15 protein-coding genes are annotated in these 17,861 nt (G+C 65.2%); 4 read left to right on the forward strand and 11 right to left on the reverse strand.

What is annotated here, in order from left to right; genetic code table 11:
* Positions 1-102 precede the first annotated feature (102 nt).
* A complete protein-coding gene (locus tag B3D39_RS03815; protein ID WP_286789400.1) occupies positions 103-1,551 on the forward strand; it encodes an alpha,alpha-trehalose-phosphate synthase (UDP-forming) in 1,449 nt (482 codons plus the stop codon).
* 1 nt (position 1,552) lies between these two features.
* Positions 1,553-2,059 carry a hypothetical protein gene (locus B3D39_RS03820; RefSeq protein ID WP_078545965.1) on the forward strand — a complete coding sequence of 169 codons (507 nt, stop codon included), beginning with the start codon at positions 1,553-1,555 and terminating at the stop codon, positions 2,057-2,059.
* A 145-nt stretch (positions 2,060-2,204) separates the two neighbouring features.
* Here B3D39_RS03820 and B3D39_RS03825 read toward each other — a convergent pair whose 3' ends face one another.
* The 11 genes from B3D39_RS03825 to B3D39_RS03875 all read right to left on the reverse strand — a co-directional run bounded on the left by B3D39_RS03825 (position 2,205) and on the right by B3D39_RS03875 (position 14,762).
* The gene (locus tag B3D39_RS03825; RefSeq protein WP_274962644.1) at positions 2,205-2,693 is read right to left on the reverse strand and encodes a fasciclin domain-containing protein; all 489 of its coding nucleotides are present in this window, start codon (positions 2,691-2,693) and stop codon (positions 2,205-2,207) included.
* Between the two features lie 133 nt (positions 2,694-2,826).
* Positions 2,827-3,831: a DNA topoisomerase IB gene (locus B3D39_RS03830; RefSeq protein WP_274962643.1), complete on the reverse strand. Its 1,005-nt coding sequence runs from the start codon at positions 3,829-3,831 to the stop codon at positions 2,827-2,829.
* A 46-nt stretch (positions 3,832-3,877) separates the two neighbouring features.
* Complete coding sequence (locus B3D39_RS03835; RefSeq protein ID WP_274962642.1) at positions 3,878-4,450, reverse strand: nucleotidyltransferase family protein; 573 nt, start codon at positions 4,448-4,450, stop codon at positions 3,878-3,880.
* A 3-nt stretch (positions 4,451-4,453) separates the two neighbouring features.
* Positions 4,454-5,371, reverse strand: a complete 918-nt coding sequence (locus B3D39_RS03840) for an XdhC family protein (RefSeq protein ID WP_274962641.1) — start codon at positions 5,369-5,371, stop codon at positions 4,454-4,456.
* Entirely contained in the window at positions 5,361-7,556 is a 2,196-nt protein-coding gene (locus tag B3D39_RS03845; protein WP_274962640.1) for a xanthine dehydrogenase family protein molybdopterin-binding subunit, read from the reverse strand. The genes B3D39_RS03840 and B3D39_RS03845 overlap by 11 nt, the downstream gene beginning before the upstream one ends.
* Complete coding sequence (locus B3D39_RS03850; RefSeq protein WP_274962639.1) at positions 7,553-8,575, reverse strand: FAD binding domain-containing protein; 1,023 nt, start codon at positions 8,573-8,575, stop codon at positions 7,553-7,555. Before B3D39_RS03850 ends, B3D39_RS03845 begins: the two co-directional genes overlap by 4 nt.
* Positions 8,575-9,084 carry a 2Fe-2S iron-sulfur cluster-binding protein gene (locus B3D39_RS03855; protein ID WP_274962638.1) on the reverse strand — a complete coding sequence of 170 codons (510 nt, stop codon included), beginning with the start codon at positions 9,082-9,084 and terminating at the stop codon, positions 8,575-8,577. Before B3D39_RS03855 ends, B3D39_RS03850 begins: the two co-directional genes overlap by 1 nt.
* 207 nt (positions 9,085-9,291) lie before the next feature.
* Positions 9,292-11,568 (reverse strand): pyrroloquinoline quinone-dependent dehydrogenase, encoded by a 2,277-nt coding sequence (locus tag B3D39_RS03860; protein WP_274962637.1) that lies wholly within the window; start codon positions 11,566-11,568, stop codon positions 9,292-9,294.
* Positions 11,565-11,936 (reverse strand): hypothetical protein, encoded by a 372-nt coding sequence (locus B3D39_RS03865; RefSeq protein WP_078569574.1) that lies wholly within the window; start codon positions 11,934-11,936, stop codon positions 11,565-11,567. The genes B3D39_RS03860 and B3D39_RS03865 overlap by 4 nt, the downstream gene beginning before the upstream one ends.
* Positions 11,937-12,133: 197 nt before the next feature.
* Positions 12,134-13,153 (reverse strand): aldo/keto reductase, encoded by a 1,020-nt coding sequence (locus B3D39_RS03870; protein ID WP_274962636.1) that lies wholly within the window; start codon positions 13,151-13,153, stop codon positions 12,134-12,136.
* Between the two features lie 166 nt (positions 13,154-13,319).
* Positions 13,320-14,762 (reverse strand): MFS transporter, encoded by a 1,443-nt coding sequence (locus B3D39_RS03875; RefSeq protein ID WP_078569572.1) that lies wholly within the window; start codon positions 14,760-14,762, stop codon positions 13,320-13,322.
* A gap of 460 nt (positions 14,763-15,222) precedes the next feature.
* Here B3D39_RS03875 and B3D39_RS03880 point away from each other — a divergent pair, with 460 nt between their 5' ends.
* Positions 15,223-16,806: a peptide ABC transporter substrate-binding protein gene (locus B3D39_RS03880; RefSeq protein ID WP_274962645.1), complete on the forward strand. Its 1,584-nt coding sequence runs from the start codon at positions 15,223-15,225 to the stop codon at positions 16,804-16,806.
* Positions 16,807-16,871: 65 nt separating this feature from the next.
* The gene (gene oppB, locus B3D39_RS03885) at positions 16,872-17,795 is read left to right on the forward strand and encodes an oligopeptide ABC transporter permease OppB (RefSeq protein ID WP_078519800.1); all 924 of its coding nucleotides are present in this window, start codon (positions 16,872-16,874) and stop codon (positions 17,793-17,795) included.
* The last annotated feature ends 66 nt before the right edge of the window (positions 17,796-17,861 follow it).

Here is a 17,861-nt window from a genome sequence, read left to right on the forward strand (position 1 = left end):
TCAGAGAGAGGAACTGCCATGCGTGAGGAGGAGTTGCTCGGGCGAAATATCCCAACAGGGACAAACCCATTCAGCCGCCCAATTTCGGAGGTCTCTCTCATCATGTCCGCCCGCCTCATCGTCGTGTCCAACCGCATCCCTTCCGAGGCTACGCCCTCGGGCGGGCTCGTGGTGGCGCTCCACGAGGCGCTGCGTGAGAAAGGCGGCATCTGGATCGGGGCGCATCCCGAGACGGGCCCCGAAGAGCCCACCCTTATCGATATGGGAGGCACCCAATATGACAAGCTCGCCTTCCGACTGACCGAGGAAGACCGCGCGGCCTATTACCTGGGATTCGCGAATTCCGTGCTCTGGCCGATCGCGCATCACCGCACCGATCTGGTCGAGATCAATCGCAGCTTCGACGAGGGCTACCTGCGCGTGAACCGTCGGATCGCCGAGCAGATGGCCGAGGTGATCTCGCCCGAGGACCACATCTGGATTCACGACTACCATTTCTTCCCGCTGGCGGAGGAACTGCGCAGGTTGGGTGTGACCAACCGCATCGGCTTCTTCCTGCATATTCCTTTCCCCAACATCACCGATCTCGATGTGTTGCCCGACCCGCCCGCCTTCGCGCGGTGGCTGGCGCATTACGACCTGGTCGGCCTGCAGACGCGGGCCGACGTGGCGCGATGCCTCGAGATGTTCCGCGCCGATCCACGGGCAGAAATGCTGCCCAACGGCGCGATCAAATTCGGCGCGCAGGAGGTGTCCGTCCGGTCTTTCCCGATTGGCATTTCAGCTGAGAGCTTCGCCCGGGCGGCGCAGGACTGCGCGCCGCCGCCCGCGCACGAATTGTTCGGAGACGCCTATGTCATCGGCGTCGACCGGCTCGACTACTCCAAGGGCTTGCCGCAACGCTTCCGCGCGTTCGAGCGCTATCTGGAGACCTACGACACGGGGCCGCGCGCTTCGCTGGTGCAGATCGCGCCACCCTCGCGCGAAAGCGTCCGGGCCTATCAGGAGATCACCGCCGATCTGCAGCGGATCGCGGGTCAGGTGAACGGGCGCTTCGGCGAGGTCCATTGGGCGCCGATCCGTTTCCTGCACCGCCCGGTGCCGCGCGACGAGATCGCGGGGCTGCTGCGCGGCGCACGGGCCGCGCTGGTGACGCCGCTTGCCGACGGGATGAACCTCGTGGCGAAGGAATATGTCGCAGCGCAGGACCCGGAGGATCCGGGCGTGCTGGTGCTGTCGCGCTTCGCGGGCGCCGCCGAGGACATGACCGAGGCGCTGCTGGTCAATCCGCATGACGTCGACGAGACCGCCACGGCGATCCGTCGCGCTCTGACGATGCCGCTGGAGGAACGCCGCGCGCGCCACGCCGCCTGCATGGAAGTCGTCCACGCGACCGATACCGGTGCTTGGGCGCGCAGCTTCCTCGATCAGCTCGCCGCCTGCACACCCGCTTTGCGCATTACCGGACGCGCCGCCGAATGGCTCCGCGGCGAAGAGGGCCGGGAATTCGACCCCGGCGCGCATCGCTCTATTTCAAAGGAGGAGGTCTGATATGACCATGATGTCACGAAATATGGAGCCGACCGCGTCGGAGGAGGGCGCGCTCGTTCTGATGCTCCACCCCGGAAATTGCGATCTCGATTGCCATGGGGCGTTCATCGAAGCTCTCAAGGGCGACCGTGCCCATATCGTTTGCCTGTCTCAGGAAGGCGGCGGGCGTGGCGAGTTGATCGCCCGGCTCGGTGCCTGTGGCGCGACGCCGATCTGTGCGTCTTTCCTGACCTATGAAGATGGGGCGCTGTCCGATCCCGAGGAGCATGGTTCGATCGCGCATGTGCTGTCCTACATCATGCAGGCGCATAATCTGACGCGGATTTTCGTGCCTAAGCACAATGGAGATCACGCGTGCCACAGCGCAATCGAGGCGATCGCGCAGAACCTGTCGCGGATGACCGATGCACCGGTCATTCACGAGGAGGACCTGCCGAGCCAGAGCGAGATCGTACCTGGCGGCGGCGATCCGAGCGGGAGCGGCACCCTTCTGAGCGCCTACGCCTGACCGACCCCGACCTGCGGCCCCTCGGGCACCTCAAAAAAGAAACCGCCCGCGCATCCGAAGCTGCGCGAACGGTCCGGGAGCGGTCTGCCGTGAGGGGGACCTTCCGACAGACCTCCCCGTCACTGGGGCTTTTCACGAAAGCCCATCACTCGGGCATGATCACCTTGTCGATCACGTGGATCACGCCGTTGCTGGCTTCGATATCGGCCTGCGTAACGCTGGCTTCATCGACCATCACGGCGGGGTCGGTTTTCACCATGACTTCCGAGCCCTGCACGGTCTTGGCCATCATCCCGTCGCTCAGATCGCCCGACATCACTTTGCCGGGCACGACATGATAGGTGAGGATCGAGGTCAGCTTGTCCTTGTTTTCGGGTTTGAGCAGGTCGTCGACGGTGCCATCGGGCAGGGCTGCGAAAGCCTCGTTGGTGGGTGCGAAGACGGTGAAGGGGCCTTCGCCTTTGAGCGTCTCGACGAGACCGGCGGCCTGCACGGCGGCCACGAGCGTCTCGAAGCTGCCAGCGTTCACGGCGGTGTCGACGATATCCATTCCGCCATGATTGTCGGCATGGGCGGGGGCGGAAACGAGTGCGGTACCGGCGAGCACTGCGGCCATGAAGGTTCTTCTCAGCATTCTCTTTCTCCCTGTGTTGGATCGTGGGCAGATCCGGTTGTGGATCGTGCAGGGGATACGGGAGATATGACGATGCGGATCACGCGCGGATCGCGATTTCGCGCTTCAATGTGAGGTGGCGTGAACGGCGCGCTCAGCGCATGCCGCTGTCGAGAAGATGCAGCAGTTGCGCCTCGGCCTTGCGCAGCCCGTCCACCGCAGGCGCGGTTTGCGCAAGTGCGACAAGCGCTTCCGGCTCCGCCTCGGTCAGCGCGATCACCTGCGGGTGGATGTAGGAGTTGCGCGCGATCGTGGGTGTGTTGTGCAGTCGCTCAGAGGCGGCCTCTGCCATCGCCTTGATCGTCACCCGTCCGTCATCCGCCTGACGCAGCGCGGCCTCCAAGGCTGCCGCCGATCCGTTCCACGTGCGGAAGGTCTTTGCGGTCAGCCCCTCGGCCCCGGTACGGTCGGCGAGGAAAGCGTTCACCTCGTCCGAGCGGACCGAATGGGCGTCGCCGTCCTCGTCGATCCAGGTGATCAATTCGGCCCCGGGCAGATCGTCGAGCTGCGTCAGCGCGCGCTCCAACGTCCGGTCGCGCAGCTCGCTTTCGATCTTCGTGCCGCCCTTGCCGGTGAAGGCCAGCCGCAGCGTGCCGCCGTCGAGCGTCATATGCGCGCCGCGCAGCGTGGTCGCGCCGAAGCTGCGGTTCTCGCGCGCGTAATCGGCATTGCCGACGCGGATCGCGGCGCGGTCCAACAGGGCGAGGACTGCGGCCAGCGCGAAGGCCCGATCCCCGGGGTCATGGCCGCGCAGATCGCTCAGGATCGACCGGCGCAGACGCGGCAGGACGGTGCCGAATTCCGCGAGCCGGTTGAACTTCCTCTGCGACCGAAACTCGGTCCAGTCCGGGTGATAGCGATATTGCTTGCGCGCCCGCGCGTCGCGGCCCGTCGCCTGCAGATGGCCGTTCTGCCGCGGGCAAATCCAGACATCTTCATCGGCGGGCGGCACGGCCAGAGCCTCGATCCGTTTGCGCTCGGTGCCGCGCGCGATGGTCGTCCCGTCAGGGGCCATATAGGAAAACCCGCGCCCGCAGCGCCTGCGCGTGATGCCGGGTCGGTCATCGGGATAATAGACGAGATCGGGCAGGTCTTTCATGGAGCGAAAACGCCGGGCGTATCGGCGCAGTTCCCGTTCCGCGCGCCTATTCTGTGGCGTTGCGAAGATCTTCAGGCCGGTCGATATCGCGGAGCGTGCCGGGCGGTAGCGCAACGCGTCGCAGGTCCGGCGTGCGACGCAGCAACGCCCCGGCGCCCCGGTCGCCCGTCAGCCGTAAAGCCGCGCCGAACAATCTGCGCGGGATCAGCGCCGGCGGCGCGAGGCGACCGTCTGAAGCGGCCATCATCGGGTGGGGACCGGGTGTCTTGAGAAGCTGGCGCAAATGCGGGCGCGAAACCTCGGGCATATCGCCGAGAACGATCAGCAGATGGCTCGCGCCACTGGCTTGAGCAGCGCGGATCGCGCGGTGCAGGCTCGCGCTCTGGGCGCGACCCGGACCAATGCAGAGAAGGTCGAGCCCCGCGCCGCGTAGCTCTTTCGGCAGCCGAGGGCTGCGGGTGATCGCGGCGCGTCGATGGAGGCCAAGCCCTTGGAGCTTCCGCGCGGATCGCAGCACAAGCGCGGCCTCTCCGCCCGCGCGCGCGGCCAGCTTATCCCGCGCGCCGAAGCGCCGCGACGCGCCTGCCGCCAAGACCACGCCCATGATCTTGCGCGCCAAGTCTCAGACCCGCGCGAGTTGCAGCACTTCGGCCAGCACCGAGACCGCCAACAGCCGCGGCTCGCGCGCCTGTTCGATCAGGCCGACCGGACCGCGCAGCCGCGAAATCGCGGACTCCGACAGCCCCTTGCGACGCAGCGCCACCGCGCGCTGGCGCGCCGTGCGGCGGCTGCCCTGAGCGCCGATGAAGAAGGCGTCGCTTTCCAGAAGTTGCGCGAGGATCGGTATTTCCCGTTCGTGATCGTGGAAGAACAACAGCGCCGCCATGCGCGGGTCGGGCGCGATGTCTCCAAGCGGATTGCTGCGGCGGAATTCATGGCTCGTCACGCCGGGCAGACTTACTGGATCGGGCATGATGAGATCGGCCTGATAGCCTGCGCCCGCGGCGAGCTGCGCAAAGGTCTCGGCCTCGACCCCGGTGCCGAAAATCACGAAGCGCGGCTCGGGCACGAGGTGCAGGCTCAGATCGGTCTCGGGTTGCGGCTCGAGCGTCAGGGTGCCCTGCGTGCCCGAGAGGTGCAGCGACAAAGGCATCCGAGCGTCAATCGCTTCGGCCATGCGCTCCTGATCGGCCACGGGCGGGGCAGGGATCACCGTGATGTCGAGCGCCCCGCCACAGGGCAGTACGAGGTCGATGAAGGGCGAGCCCTCGCCATAGCGCAGATGCCGGGTGCAGCCGTCCTGCGCGACCTTGTTCAGGTGGTGTTCGATATCGGCATCGATGCAACCCGCTGAGAGATGGCCGCGAATGTTGCCCCGATCGTCGAGGCTCATCGCAGCACCGAGGGGGCGGTACCCCGCCCCCTCGATCCGTGTCAGAATGGCCAGCGCGGCGAGCCGTCCCGGCGCGGGCAACGGCATTTCCGCCATGCCCAACCGAGTTTCAGCGCGCGCACGCTGGCGAAGCGGACTACCGTCCATTGGCAAACCCCTCGAGTACCTTGTCGGGCGTGGCCGGATAGTGGCGCAGCCGTACGCCCGTCGCATTGTGGATCGCGTTGATCACCGCGGCCCCTGCGCCCGAGATGCCAAGCTCCCCCACGCCTTTGGACTGGATCGGGTTCGCCTCGTCATCGCGCTCGGGCAGGAAGACCACCTCCATCTCGCGCGGAATATCCGCGTGCGACGGAACGTGGTAATTCGCCAGATCGCGGGTGACGATATGGCCGGTCCGCGGATCGTGGCCAAGCTCCTCGTGCAGAGCCGAACCGACGCCCCAGACCATGCCGCCGACGGCCTGACTGCGCGCGGTCTTCTCGTTGAGCACGCGGCCGATGCCGAGCACGCCGAGCATCCGGCGCACCCGCACCTCGCCCGAGACCTCGTTTACCGCGACTTCGGCGAAATGGGCGCCGTAGCCAGCCGAGAAGTGGCTCTTGGCGGTCTTGCCGCCTTCGATCTTGCCCTCGGCGCTGATCGGATCGCTCAGCAGATCGACCAGTTTCGCGGTCTTGCCGCCGCCCGAGACCTCGCCATTGCCAAGGCTGAGCTCGTCGAACTTGCAGCCGAGCTTGTCCGCAAGCTGCTCGCGGATCTTGCGTGCGGCGAGGAACACCGAGGAGCCCGACGACGACGCCCCGAAGGAGCCGCCGGACCCGGAGGCCCCCGGCAGGTCGCTATCGGCCAGATGGACCGAGACCTTGTCGATCGGCAGGCCCAGCATCTCGCCCGCGATCTGCCCGAGGATCGCGTAGCTGCCGGTGCCGATATCGGTCAGGTCGGTCTCGACCAGAGCCCCATCCGCGCTGAGCGTGACGCGCGCCGCCGACGGCACGAGGAAGTTCGCCCGCCCCGCAGCCGCGACGCCCATGCCGATCAGCCATTCGCCTTCGCGACGCGTTCCGGTTTCCGGGCGTTGATCCCAGCCGAAGCGTTTCGCGCCTTCGCGCAGGCTGTCTTCCAGCGCGCGGGCCGAGTACGCCTGACCGGTGTCGGGGTGCTTTTCGGGGATGTTGCGCAGGCGCAGTTCCACCGGGCAGAGACCCAGCTTCTCGGCCAGCTCATCCATCGCGGTTTCCAGCGCGAAGGTGCCAACCGCCTCGCCCGGCGCGCGGACCGAGCCCGTAGGCGTGCGGTGGTTGCGCGAGATGTGCTGACGCATCACCCGGTTGGGCGCGCCATACATGAAGCGGCTCGCGGCGTTGACCGGTTCGGAGAAGGCTTCCTCTTCGAGATTGGACACGCGGTCCTCATGGCCGATCCCGGTCAGCTTGCCGCTCGCGTCCGCCGAAAGGCGCAGGCGCTGCCACGTTTCGGTGCGGCGCAGCACGGCATCGAAGACGGTCTGACGGCTCAGCACGATACGCACCGGACGGTCGAGTTCGCGTGCGGCAAGCGCCGCCGCGACATGCTCGGAGGAAATGCCCAACTTGGAGCCGAACCCGCCGCCCACATAGGGCGCGAGGATGTGGACCTTGTCGGACTCGATGCCAACTGCATCGGCCAATTCCTCTTTGTTGAAACGGACCATTTGCAGCGAGCCATGTAGAACGAGGCGCCCGTCCTTCCACTCGGCGATACCCGCATGCGGCTCCATCGCGGCAGCGACGTGGCCGGCGGTGGTATATTCGAGATCGACCGATTGCGCGGCCTTCTCCATCGCGGCGTCGAGATCGCCCTGGATGCTTTCGCGATCTTCGTTCAACTCAAGCTCCACGCCTGCCGGATCGACCGGCGCGCCGGGGTTCTGCTCGTAGCTGATCTTGATCCGGGCGGCGGCGTCGCGCGCGGTCTCGAAGCTGTCGGCCACGACGAGCCCGATCGGCTGGCCGTGATAGTCGACGCGGTCGCCGGGCTGCACGGGCGCGGCGCCTGCCATGCCCTGCGCCGGGTTGCGCACGAATTCCGGGCCGTGGAACAGGCCCAGATAGCCGGGGAGCTTCTTCGCCTCCGTCTCATCAAAGCCGGTGACCTTGCCGCGCGTGATCGTGGCGCGCAGCATCACGCCATGCACCATGCCTTCGGGCTTGAATTCGGCCGCATAGGTCGCGGTGCCGGTCACTTTCAGCTTGCCCTCGGGGCGGTCGAGCGGAGCGCCCACCAGCCCCTGTTTGGTTTCGTCGAGCAGCCGCGGCTGCGCTTCATCCATCGTGAACGTGTCGCTCATGCCAGCGCCTCCACCTTGTCCGTTCCGGTCGAGGCCGGGGCCATGCCCGTCGCCTCGCGCATCACCGCGATCAGTGCGCGGCGGGTCATTTCGCGTTTGAAATCGTTGCCCTCGTCGGTGACCGCTTCGGCCAAAAGCGTATCGGCGGCCTTGCCGAACAGTTCCTCCGAAGGGGTCTCGCCTTCGAGCATCGCATTGACTTGCGCATCCGCCCAAGGGCGCGCGCCGATGCCACCGAAGGCGAGCGAGGCGGTCTTGATCGTCTCGCCCTCCATCTCGACCACGGCCGCGACCGAGACGAGCGCGAAGGCGTAAGACGCCCGGTCGCGGATCTTGCGATAGCTCTGCGTGGCGTTCGGCTGCGGGGCAGGGAGGATCACGGCGGTGATGATCTCGCCCGGCTTCAGGCAGGTCTCGATCTCGGGCGTCTCGCCGGGCAGTTGATAGAGCTCGTCCATCGCCACGGTGCGGGTTGCTCCATCGGTGCCACGGATTTCCACCTGCGCTTCGAGCGCGCGCATCGCCACCGCCATATCGGAGGGGTGCGCGGCACTGCAGGCGGCCGAGGTGCCCAGGATCGCGAGCATGCGGCTGACACCGCCCTTGGCGGCGCAGCCTGCGCCGGGGTCGCGCTTGTTGCAGGCCATTGCCGGGTCGTAGAAATAGGGGCAGCGCGTGCGTTGCAGCAGGTTGCCGCCCGTGGTCGCCTTGTTGCGGATCTGACCCGAAGCGCCCGCCAGCAGCGCGCGCGACAGAACCGGATAGGCGCGGCGCACCTGCGGATCGGCGGCGAGATCGGCGTTGCGTACCAGCGCCCCGATCTTCAGCCCGCCCTCATGCGGCTCGATCTTGTCCAGCCCGTCGATATTGTTGATGTCGATGACCGTCTCGGGGGTCATCACCTGCAGTTTCATCAGGTCCAGCAGGTTGGTCCCGCCCGCGATGAACTGCGCGCCGTCACCCGCCTTGGAGGCCGCGTCATCGAGTGTATTTGCGCGAAGATAGTCGAAAGGTCTCATTACTTCTCCTCCGCCTCGGCCACGCGCGAGATGGCCTCGCGGATGAAGGGATAGGCCGAACAGCGGCAGAGATTGCCGCTCATCCGCTCGGCAATCTCGGCATCGCTCAGCTCGGACTTGCCGGTGAGGCTGTCGCTGACATGGCTGGGCGCACCTTCGGCGGCTTCTGCCAGCATCCCGGTTGCCGACATGATCTGCCCCGGTGTGCAATAGCCGCATTGGTAGCCGTCGCAGGAGACGAATTCCTGCTGCAGCGGGTTCAGGTTGTCGGGCGTGCCGAGCCCTTCGATGGTGGTGATCTCGCAGCCTTCATGCATCACCGCGAGGCTGAGGCAGGAATTCACCCGCCGCCCGTCGACGAGCACCGTGCAGGCGCCGCATTGGCCATGATCGCAGCCCTTTTTCGAGCCGGTGAGTTGGAGATGGTCGCGCAGTGCGTCGAGCAGCGTCACCCGCGGGTCGAGGTCAAGCGCGCGGGCCTCGCCATTGACGTGAAATGAAACCTTCATGGGGTCCCCCTTGTCCGGAATTCAGGTTTGGCGCAGCCGTCTGGGGAAGCAGACGTTCAAACCAGCTTAGTGGGGAACACCGCGCGCGCGGAACGGTTCCTGCGAGAAAACCCTCACGTTGCGGTGAGGGCTTCGCGGACGCTGTGCGCGTCAGGGGGCGGGGGCGTGGGTCGTACCACGCCACCCGCAATGTGTTTTGCGCCGCGATCAGTTCTCCGGCAGCGCGTAGACGGCCACCATATCGCCCACGGTGGGCTTCAGGATCGAGTTGCCGCCCGAGATGAAGGCCACGTATTCGCGCCCTTTATACTCGTAGATCGCCGGGTTCGCGACGACCGGAGCTTCGAGCTGCGAGGACCACAGCTCCTTGCCGGTCTGGATGTCATAGGCGCGCGCCTTGGCATCCATCGTGGCCCCGATGAAGATCAGACCCGACTTGGTCACCGCCGGACCGCCGATCGTGGGCGAGCCCATGCTCTCGGGCATGAAGAACCCGTATTTCTGCGAGCTGCCCAGCGGCTTGCGCCATTTCACGTCGCCGGTATGCATGTCGATCGCGACCAGCTCGCCAAACGGAGGTTTCCAGCACGGCATCCCGAGCGAGTTCAGCGCGTTGCCCAAGCTCATGCCGTAGGGCGCGCCTTTCTGCGGGTAGAAGCCGTTCTCGTTGCCTGAACCACCGGCGTTCTGCTCGTAGTCCTGACGCTCCCAGAGCTTGATGTATTGCACGATGTGGCTCGTGTTCACGACCGCGATCTGCGCGTCGGGATCGAAGGCCACGCCGCCCCATTGCACGCCGCCCGCACTGTCGGGATAGGCCAGCGTGCCTTCGCCCTTGGTGGTCGGCGGGGTATACATCCCCTCATAGGTGAGGTTGTCGAACAGCTTGGAACACGCCCCACCCGAGACGAGATCGGCGATGCCCCAAACCTCGGGCTTCTTCGACTGGTCGAGAAGCGGCGCGGGTTTGGTCGGGAAGGGCTGGGTCTTGGCATAGACCTCGCCTTTCACCGTGCCGTCGCCTTGCGGGACGGGACGTTCCTCGATCGGCCAGACGTCTTCGCCGGTCTCGCGGTTCACCACGAACAGGAAGCCCATCTTCGTGCCCTGCATCAGCGCGGGGATTTCCTTGCCGTCGACGGTGATGTCCATCAGCGTCGGCGCGGAGTTGATGTCATAGTCCCAGATGTCGTGGTGCACCCACTGACGCGACCAGACGACCTTGCCGGTGTCGAGATCGAGCGCGGTGGTCGAGGTGGCGTAGGGGATCTGCTCGGTCCGGTTGCCGCCCCAATAGTTCGGCGAGGGCGAGGCCACGGGCAGATAGACCATGTTCAGGCCCGGATCGACGGACATCGCGGTCCAGACGTTCGCGGTGCCGGTCTTGCGGCGGATGTTTTCGGGCAGGGTTTCGAAGGACCATTGCAGCTCCCCGGTCTGCGCATCGACCGAGAAGACCGCGCCCGGAGGAGCCTCTGCCGACTCCCAGTCCTGACCGGCCCAGCCGAGGATCAGGTGATTGCCCGCAACCGTCGGCGGCTGCAGCACGGAAAGCGGGAAGCTGTCATTGACCGTGTTCCACTTGTCCACGTTCAGCACGCCATTATCGCCGAAATCGGTGCAGGGCTTGCCGGTATCAGCGTCGAGCGCGAAGAGCTGCGCATCCATCGTGCCGATATAGACGATCTTCTGGCACACCTTGCCCGCGACCGGGTTCTCGGCCTGCCAATAGGCGACGCCGCGGTTCTTCAGCGCGGGCTGGGTCAGCGCCTCCAGCTTGGATTTCGTGTCGAAGGCCCATTTCTGCTCGCCCGTGGCCGGGTCGAGCGCCAGCACGCGATAGAAGGGCGTGCCGATATAGAGCGTGTCATTGGCAAAGATCGGCGTGGCCGACCAGACGGTCGCGGGCTTGTCGCCCGAACCGTCCGAGACGTCGCCGGTATGGACCTGCCAGACCTTTTCCAGATCGCCGACATTGTCCGGGTTGATCTGGGTCAGCGGCGAATATTTCTGTGCGGAGAGCTGTCCGTGGAAGCTGTTCCAGACGGGCTGCTCGGGCACCAGCGGGGTGCCGTTACGCTCGCGCGAGCCGCTGGCGATCATCGGCTGAGCCACGCTATCCGCAACCGGCTTGGCCTGTTCGGTGATGGCGTCGGGACCGGGAGGGGTATCCTCGTTGGCCGCGGGATCGTTGGTTTGTTGATCGGTGCTGCCCTGACTGTCCGACTGGGTGGCAGTGTCCGCCGTGGTGCCGGTATCGGTGCTCGTGCTGGCGTCCGTACCCGTGCCGGAGGTGTCCGATTGCGTGCTGGTATCCGTCGTTGCCGAAGTGCCGCTGTCGGTCGAGTTCGCGGTGCCGCTATCGGCTGCGGGTTGCGTCGTGTTGTCGGTTGCGGTGCTGTCGGTCGCGGTCGTGTCCTGCGCATACCCGGCGGCAGCAAAGAAGGCGAGGGCGAAGGCGAGCGAGACGGTCTTGCGGTTCATGCGTAGGCTCCTTTCGAACGCGCGCCCCGGCTCGAGGCGATGTCGTAGATAAGGCCGATCAGCACGACGCCCATCGCCGCGATCAGCCACCATTCGTGGAGGAAATAGGCGGCCGCTGCGGTGCCCAGCAGGCCGAGCGCGACGAGGACGCGCAGAATCGTGCGGATCGCTCCGGGTTCGGTCATCTGGATCACGATCCCTGCGAGGGCGATCAAAATGGAGGAGGCGATCACCAGCCCCGCGCCGAATGTGCCGGTCACGCCGGTCAGGGGGGTGACGTAATTCCAGATCGCGATGGCGGCGCCGATCAACGCCCCCAGAACAATCAGGATGCTGCGTGGCCGTGATGCTGAGCGGGAATGTGCCAAAGGAACTCTCCTTGGTAAGTGCTTTCCCGCTCAACGCGCTCTGTGTCTTTTGAGGTCCATGAAAAAGTGAACCGATTTGAGCACGCCGCGTAAACGCGCACCGGGTGCGGCTCCGGTCGCAGACATGAAAAGGCGCGCCAAGGCAGGGTTGGCCAAGCCAACACCCGCCCGGGCGCGCCGATCGGTTCGCTTCGTGTTTAGCGCTGGCGGTAGCCGCCCTGACGCTCCAGCATCCAGCCCGGATATTCGGCGGGCAGGGCGCTGACCTTGTCGAGGGTCTCCAGCTCTTCTGCCTCGAGCGTGATCTCGGTCGCGGCGATATTGTCGGTCAGCTGGTCCTTGCGCTTCGCACCGACGATGACGCTGGTGACGACCTCCTGATGCAGAAGCCATGCCAGCGCGATCTGCGCCACGCTCGCGTCGCGCTTCTCGGCCATCGGGCGCATCGCGTCGATCGCGTCATGGGCGCGGTCCTTCTCGACCGGCGGGAAGTCGAAATTGGCGCGCCGCCCGTCGGAGCCCTTGCCGTCACGGTCGTATTTGCCGGACAGCAGACCACCCGCTAGCGGGCTCCAGACCATCAGGCCCATGTCGGTGTCGCGCAGCATCGGCACCACTTCGCGCTCCAGATCGCGCCCGGCGATCGTGTAATAGGCCTGCAGCGACAGGATCGGGGCGAGCTTGCGCGCCTCCGCGATGCCCACCGCCTTCATCACCTGCCACGCGGCCCAGTTCGACAGGCCGATATAGCGGACATGGCCGTGCTGCACGAGCGTGGTCAGCGCCTCCAGCGTCTCCGAGATCGGCGTCATCGGGTCGAAGCCGTGGATCTGGTAGAGGTCGATATGGTCGAGCTGCAGCCGCTCGAGGCTCTGCTTGCACTGCTCCATGATGTGATAGCGCGAGGCCCCGCGCTGGTTGATGCCCTCGCCCATCGGGCCGAGCACCTTGGTCGCGATCACCACCTCGTCGCGCGCGATGCCGAGATTGCGCAGGCTCTGGCCGAGGATGCGCTCGCTCTCGCCGCCCGCATAGACATTCGCGGTGTCGATGAAGTTGATGCCCGCGTCCACCGCGGTTTTCACCAGCCCGTCGGCATCGTCCTGACGTAGCTGGCCGATCTGGCCCCACATGCCCTCCGATCCGCCGAAGGTCATCGTGCCGAGGCAAAGTTCCGAGACGAGAAGGCCGCTGGGGCCAAGAGGTCTGTAACGCATGGATCGCTCCTTTCGCATCTTTCGGGGGGCCAGGTTCGGACGGCCCCTCTAGGTTGGGTAGATGGGGCGCGCGGCGCGTGTGGCGAGTGTCGCGTGACACTTGCGGCGCACGATCGTGTCATCGTGCGAAACAGGGATGGGAGCGGCGCGGGGATGCGCCGCCCGCTCAGTCTTTGGCGCGCTCGATCTTCATCGGCGTGAACCACGGTGTGAGGATCACCACGCTCGCGATGACCATTGCGTAGCCGATCGCGGACATCATCGCGCTGCGATAGGCCTCGTGATCGCCCGGCTCCGCGCCGCCCAGCATACCGAAAAAGATCCCGCCCATGATTGCGATGCCGAAGGAGATGCCGACCTGCCGGATCGCCTGCACCGCGCCCGAGGCCGAGCCGCTGTCGTTGCTATCCGCCGCCGAGAGCGAGACCTGAAACAGCGGCGAGACGGTGTTGCCCAGGCCAAAGCCGCCAAAGAAGAACCACGGCGCCATGCGCCACCAGCTGATCGCGTCGCCCATCGTCCAGATCGCCCATAGCTGCCCTGCGAAGCCCGTCGCGATGAGGATGCCGCCGCCCATCACGCGCCAGCGGACCCAGCGCGACCCGAACCAGCCGGTCGTGGCCGAGGCGAGCAGCACGCCCAGCGGGAAGGGCGTCGTCGTCAGCCCCGATTGCAGGGGCGTGAGCCCGTAACCCGCCTGAAGATAAAGCGCCATGGTGAAGAAATAGCTCGGCACCGCGGTGAACAGCGCCGCGTTCAGAAGGCTCCCCGACAGGAACGAGCCAGAGCGCAGCAGCCGCATCGGCAGAAGCTGGGGCGCGTTGCGTTCTTCCTGATGCCGCTGCCAGCGGATGAAGATCCAGCCGAGGATCGGCGCGGCGATCACCATCGGATACATCCATCCCTGCCAGCCGATCGACGGGGCTTCGACCAGAGGGAACAGAAGCGCCAGCGTCGCCACGGCGGCGATCGCGATGCCCACCTTGTCGATGCCCAGCTTGCGATTGCCCTCGCCCTTGGGCACCAGCATCAGCGCCGCGATGAAGGCCGCGATGCCCAGCGGTATGTTCACGAGGAAGATCGGCCGCCAGCCCAGCCCGTAGATATCGGCGGTTAGCAGCAGCCCGCCCACGATCGGCCCCGCGACCGAAGCCAGCCCGGCGGTCAGCGCGAAGAGACCAAAGGCCGCGCCGCGTTGCTCCGGCGGGAACAGCCGCGGCACCAGCGCCAGCGTCTGCGGCGTCATGATCGCAGCGCCCACGCCCTGGACGATGCGCGCGGTGACCAGCATCCCGATCCCGGGCGCGATGCCGCAGACCAGCGAGGCGGCGGTGAACAGCGCGATGCCCGACACGAACAGCTTGCGCCGCCCCAAGAGGTCGCCCATTCGTCCCGCCGGCAGCAGCAGGATCGCGAAGGAGAAGGTATAGCCCGCGACGATCCACTCGATCAGGTTCGGCGGAGCCGCCAGCTCGTTCTTCATCGAAGGCAGGGCGACATTGACGATCGTGATGTCGATCAGGTTCATGAAATTCGCCAGCAGCAGCACGGCTGCAGCCGCCCAGCGGCGTGCGGGCGAAAGTGGGGTCTTCTGGTCGGTCTCGGCCATTCGGGGTCCGTTCTCTCGGGGCTGTAACGCCAAGGGTAGCTAGCAGGGGGGCGAGGCTGGTCAATAGCACGCCCGAAGGCGAGCCCGCGCGGAACAACTTCCGGATGTGTCAAAATACATACGTCAGGAGGCGCGCAAGCGGATCCATTGCGGGCGAAGAGATTCGACGCGGAAGGGTCGTGAGCATGCCTCGGCTCACGCGACGGAGCTTGGCGTTCGTTGCAAATTTCAAGGGCGCCACGCAAGTTTCAGAAAGATTTCGCCGAGGTCCGAGAAATGCGCTCTCACATGGGTGTGAGCACCGTGACGTCAGACTTGCGCCGCGCCACGATCCTGCCCTTGATGCCCCATCAACGAAAAATCGGGGCCCCGCGCTCACCCCTGCGTTGCGCGCGACCGGACCCCGGAAAACTGGAGGTATCCCTTGAAGTCGATTGCCGCGATTTCCGCTTTTGCCCTGATGCTGGGCAGCGCCGCACCCGTTCTCGCTCAGTCGAGCAAAGTGCCCGAAGGCACCAAGCTCGCCGCTGACCAGACCTTTACCTACTGGCTGCAGGACGATCTGAAGACGCTCGATCCCGATCTGAGCACCTCGAAGGACGGCAACGACGTTCTTCAGCAGATGTTCGAAGGTCTCTACCAGCAGGACGATCACGGTAAACTCGTGCCCGCGCTCGCGACGAGCTACGAGGTGTCCGACGACAAGAAGACCTACACCTTCCACCTGCGCAACGAGAAGTGGTCGAACGGCGATCCCGTCACCGCGCAGGACTTCGTCTATGCATGGCGTCGTCTCGCTGATCCGGCGACCGCCTCGCAATACTCGTGGTATATCGAGCTGATGCAGGTGAAGAACGCCCATGACGTGATCGCGGGCGACAAGAAGCCGAGCGAACTGGGCGTGAAGGCGCTCGACGACCACACGCTGCAGGTGACGCTCGACAGCGCGATCCCCTATTTCCGCCAGATGCTCGTGCTGTCCTCGACCTTCCCGGTGCCGCAGAAGGTCGTCGAGGAATACGGTTCCGACTGGACCAAGCCCGAGAACATGGTCGTCAACGGTCCCTACAAGCTGAAAAGCTGGAAAATCGGCAACTCGATCGAGCTGACGAAGAACGACGCCTATTACGACGCCGCGAACGTCACGCTGACCGATCTGAAGTTCATCCCGATGCAGGATAACGACCAGGCGCTGACGCGCTACGAGGCGGGCGAGCTGGACTTCGTGCAGACCCCGGCCGGTCAGTATCCGCGCCTGAAGAAGGAATACCCGGATGCGGCCCACGCTCCGCCGCGCTCCTGTGTCTATGCCTACCGCTTCAACGTCGGCCCGAACGGCCCCGAGGCGCTCAAGGACGTGAAGGTCCGCAAGGCGCTGTCCTATGCGATCAACCGTGACATCATCGTCGACAAGATCCTCAAGGGCGGCCAGAAACCGGCCTATACCTGGACCCACTGGGCGACCGCAAACTTCAAGGCACCGGACGTCGCTTATGCCGACATGACGCAGCAGGAGCGGATGGACAAAGCCAAGGAGCTTCTGAAGGAAGCTGGCTACGGTCCCGATCACCCGCTGAACCTGCGGATCATGTACAACACCTCGGCCGACCACAAGAAAATCGCGATCGCGGTGCAGCAGTTCTGGAAGCAGCTCGGCGTGAAGTCGACCCTCGAGAACTACGAGTGGAAGGTCTATCTCGACAAGCTCAACGGTCAGCATGACTTCGACGTGGCGCGCACCGCATGGTGTGCCGACTACAACGAGGCCTCGACCTATCTCGACGTGAACACCTCGTGGTCGGATCAGAACTCGGGTCAGTGGAAGAACGCCGATTACGACAAGCTGATGAAGGACTCGAAGACGGCGGCCGATCCGCAGGAGGACTACACCAAGGCCGAGAAGATCCTCGCCGAGGACATGCCGCTCGCGCCGATCTACGCCTATTCGCTGCCGATGCTGCTGAACCCGCAGATCAAGGGCTACCCGTTCGATAACGTCCAGCTGAACTGGTACGCGAAGAACATGTACAAGGTCGCAAAGTAAGCCGGCTGAAACGATAACGGGCGGGCCGCACGATCGGCCCGCCCGACTTATTTCGGGACACTCTTATGATCGTCTACATTCTCAAGCGTCTCGCTATCGCGATTCCGACGCTTCTGGTGCTCATCATCGCGAGCTTCTTGCTGATGCACACGGCGCCCGGCGGGCCGTTCACCTCCGAACGTGCCGTGCCTCCCGAGGTGCTCGCCAATCTCAACGCGAAATACGGGCTCGACCAGCCGCTATGGAAGCAGATCGCGACCTATCTGTGGAACGTGGTCGCCCATTTCGATTTCGGGCCTTCGTTCTCGTATAAGGACCGCTCGGTGAACGACATCATCGCGCAGGGCTTCCCGGTCACGCTGACATATGGCTTCCTCAGCTTCATCGCCGCGGTTCTTGTCGGTGTGACCCTTGGCGTGACCGCGGCGATCAAGCGCAACTCGTGGCTCGACTATCTCGCCGTGGGTATCTCCATCGGCGCGCAGGTGCTGCCGAACTTCGTGATGGCGCCGATCCTCGTGCTGATCTTCACGCTAAGCCTGCACTGGCTGCCCGGCGGTGGCTGGAGCTTCGACGATCCGCGCTTCTGGATCATGCCGGTGATCGCGCTCTCGACCTCCTACATGGCCTCGATCGCAAGGATCACCCGCTCGTCGATGCTGGAGACGCTGAGTTCGAACCACATCCGCACCGCCCGCGCCAAGGGTCTACCGAAGCGCAAGATCATCATGCGCCACGCGCTGAAACCCGCGCTGCTGCCGGTGATCTCCTATCTCGGTCCGGCGTTTGTCTCGATGATCACCGGCTCGGTGATCGTGGACGTGTATTTCACCACCGGTGGGATCGGCAAAAGCTTCGTGGATAGCGCGCTCAACCGCGACTACGCGGTGATGATGGGGATCACGATCCTGCTGGGCACGCTGACCATCCTGTTCAACCTTGTCGTCGATATCGTCTACGGATGGATCGACCCGAAAATCCGGTACTGACATGGTCATAGATGAATCCAAGATGACCTCGCTCGCCGAGGCAACGAGCCGCGAAGACGTGGCGGG

This window comes from Thioclava sp. UBA3469, assembly GCF_002378135.1.
Classification (GTDB): domain Bacteria; phylum Pseudomonadota; class Alphaproteobacteria; order Rhodobacterales; family Rhodobacteraceae; genus Thioclava; species Thioclava sediminum.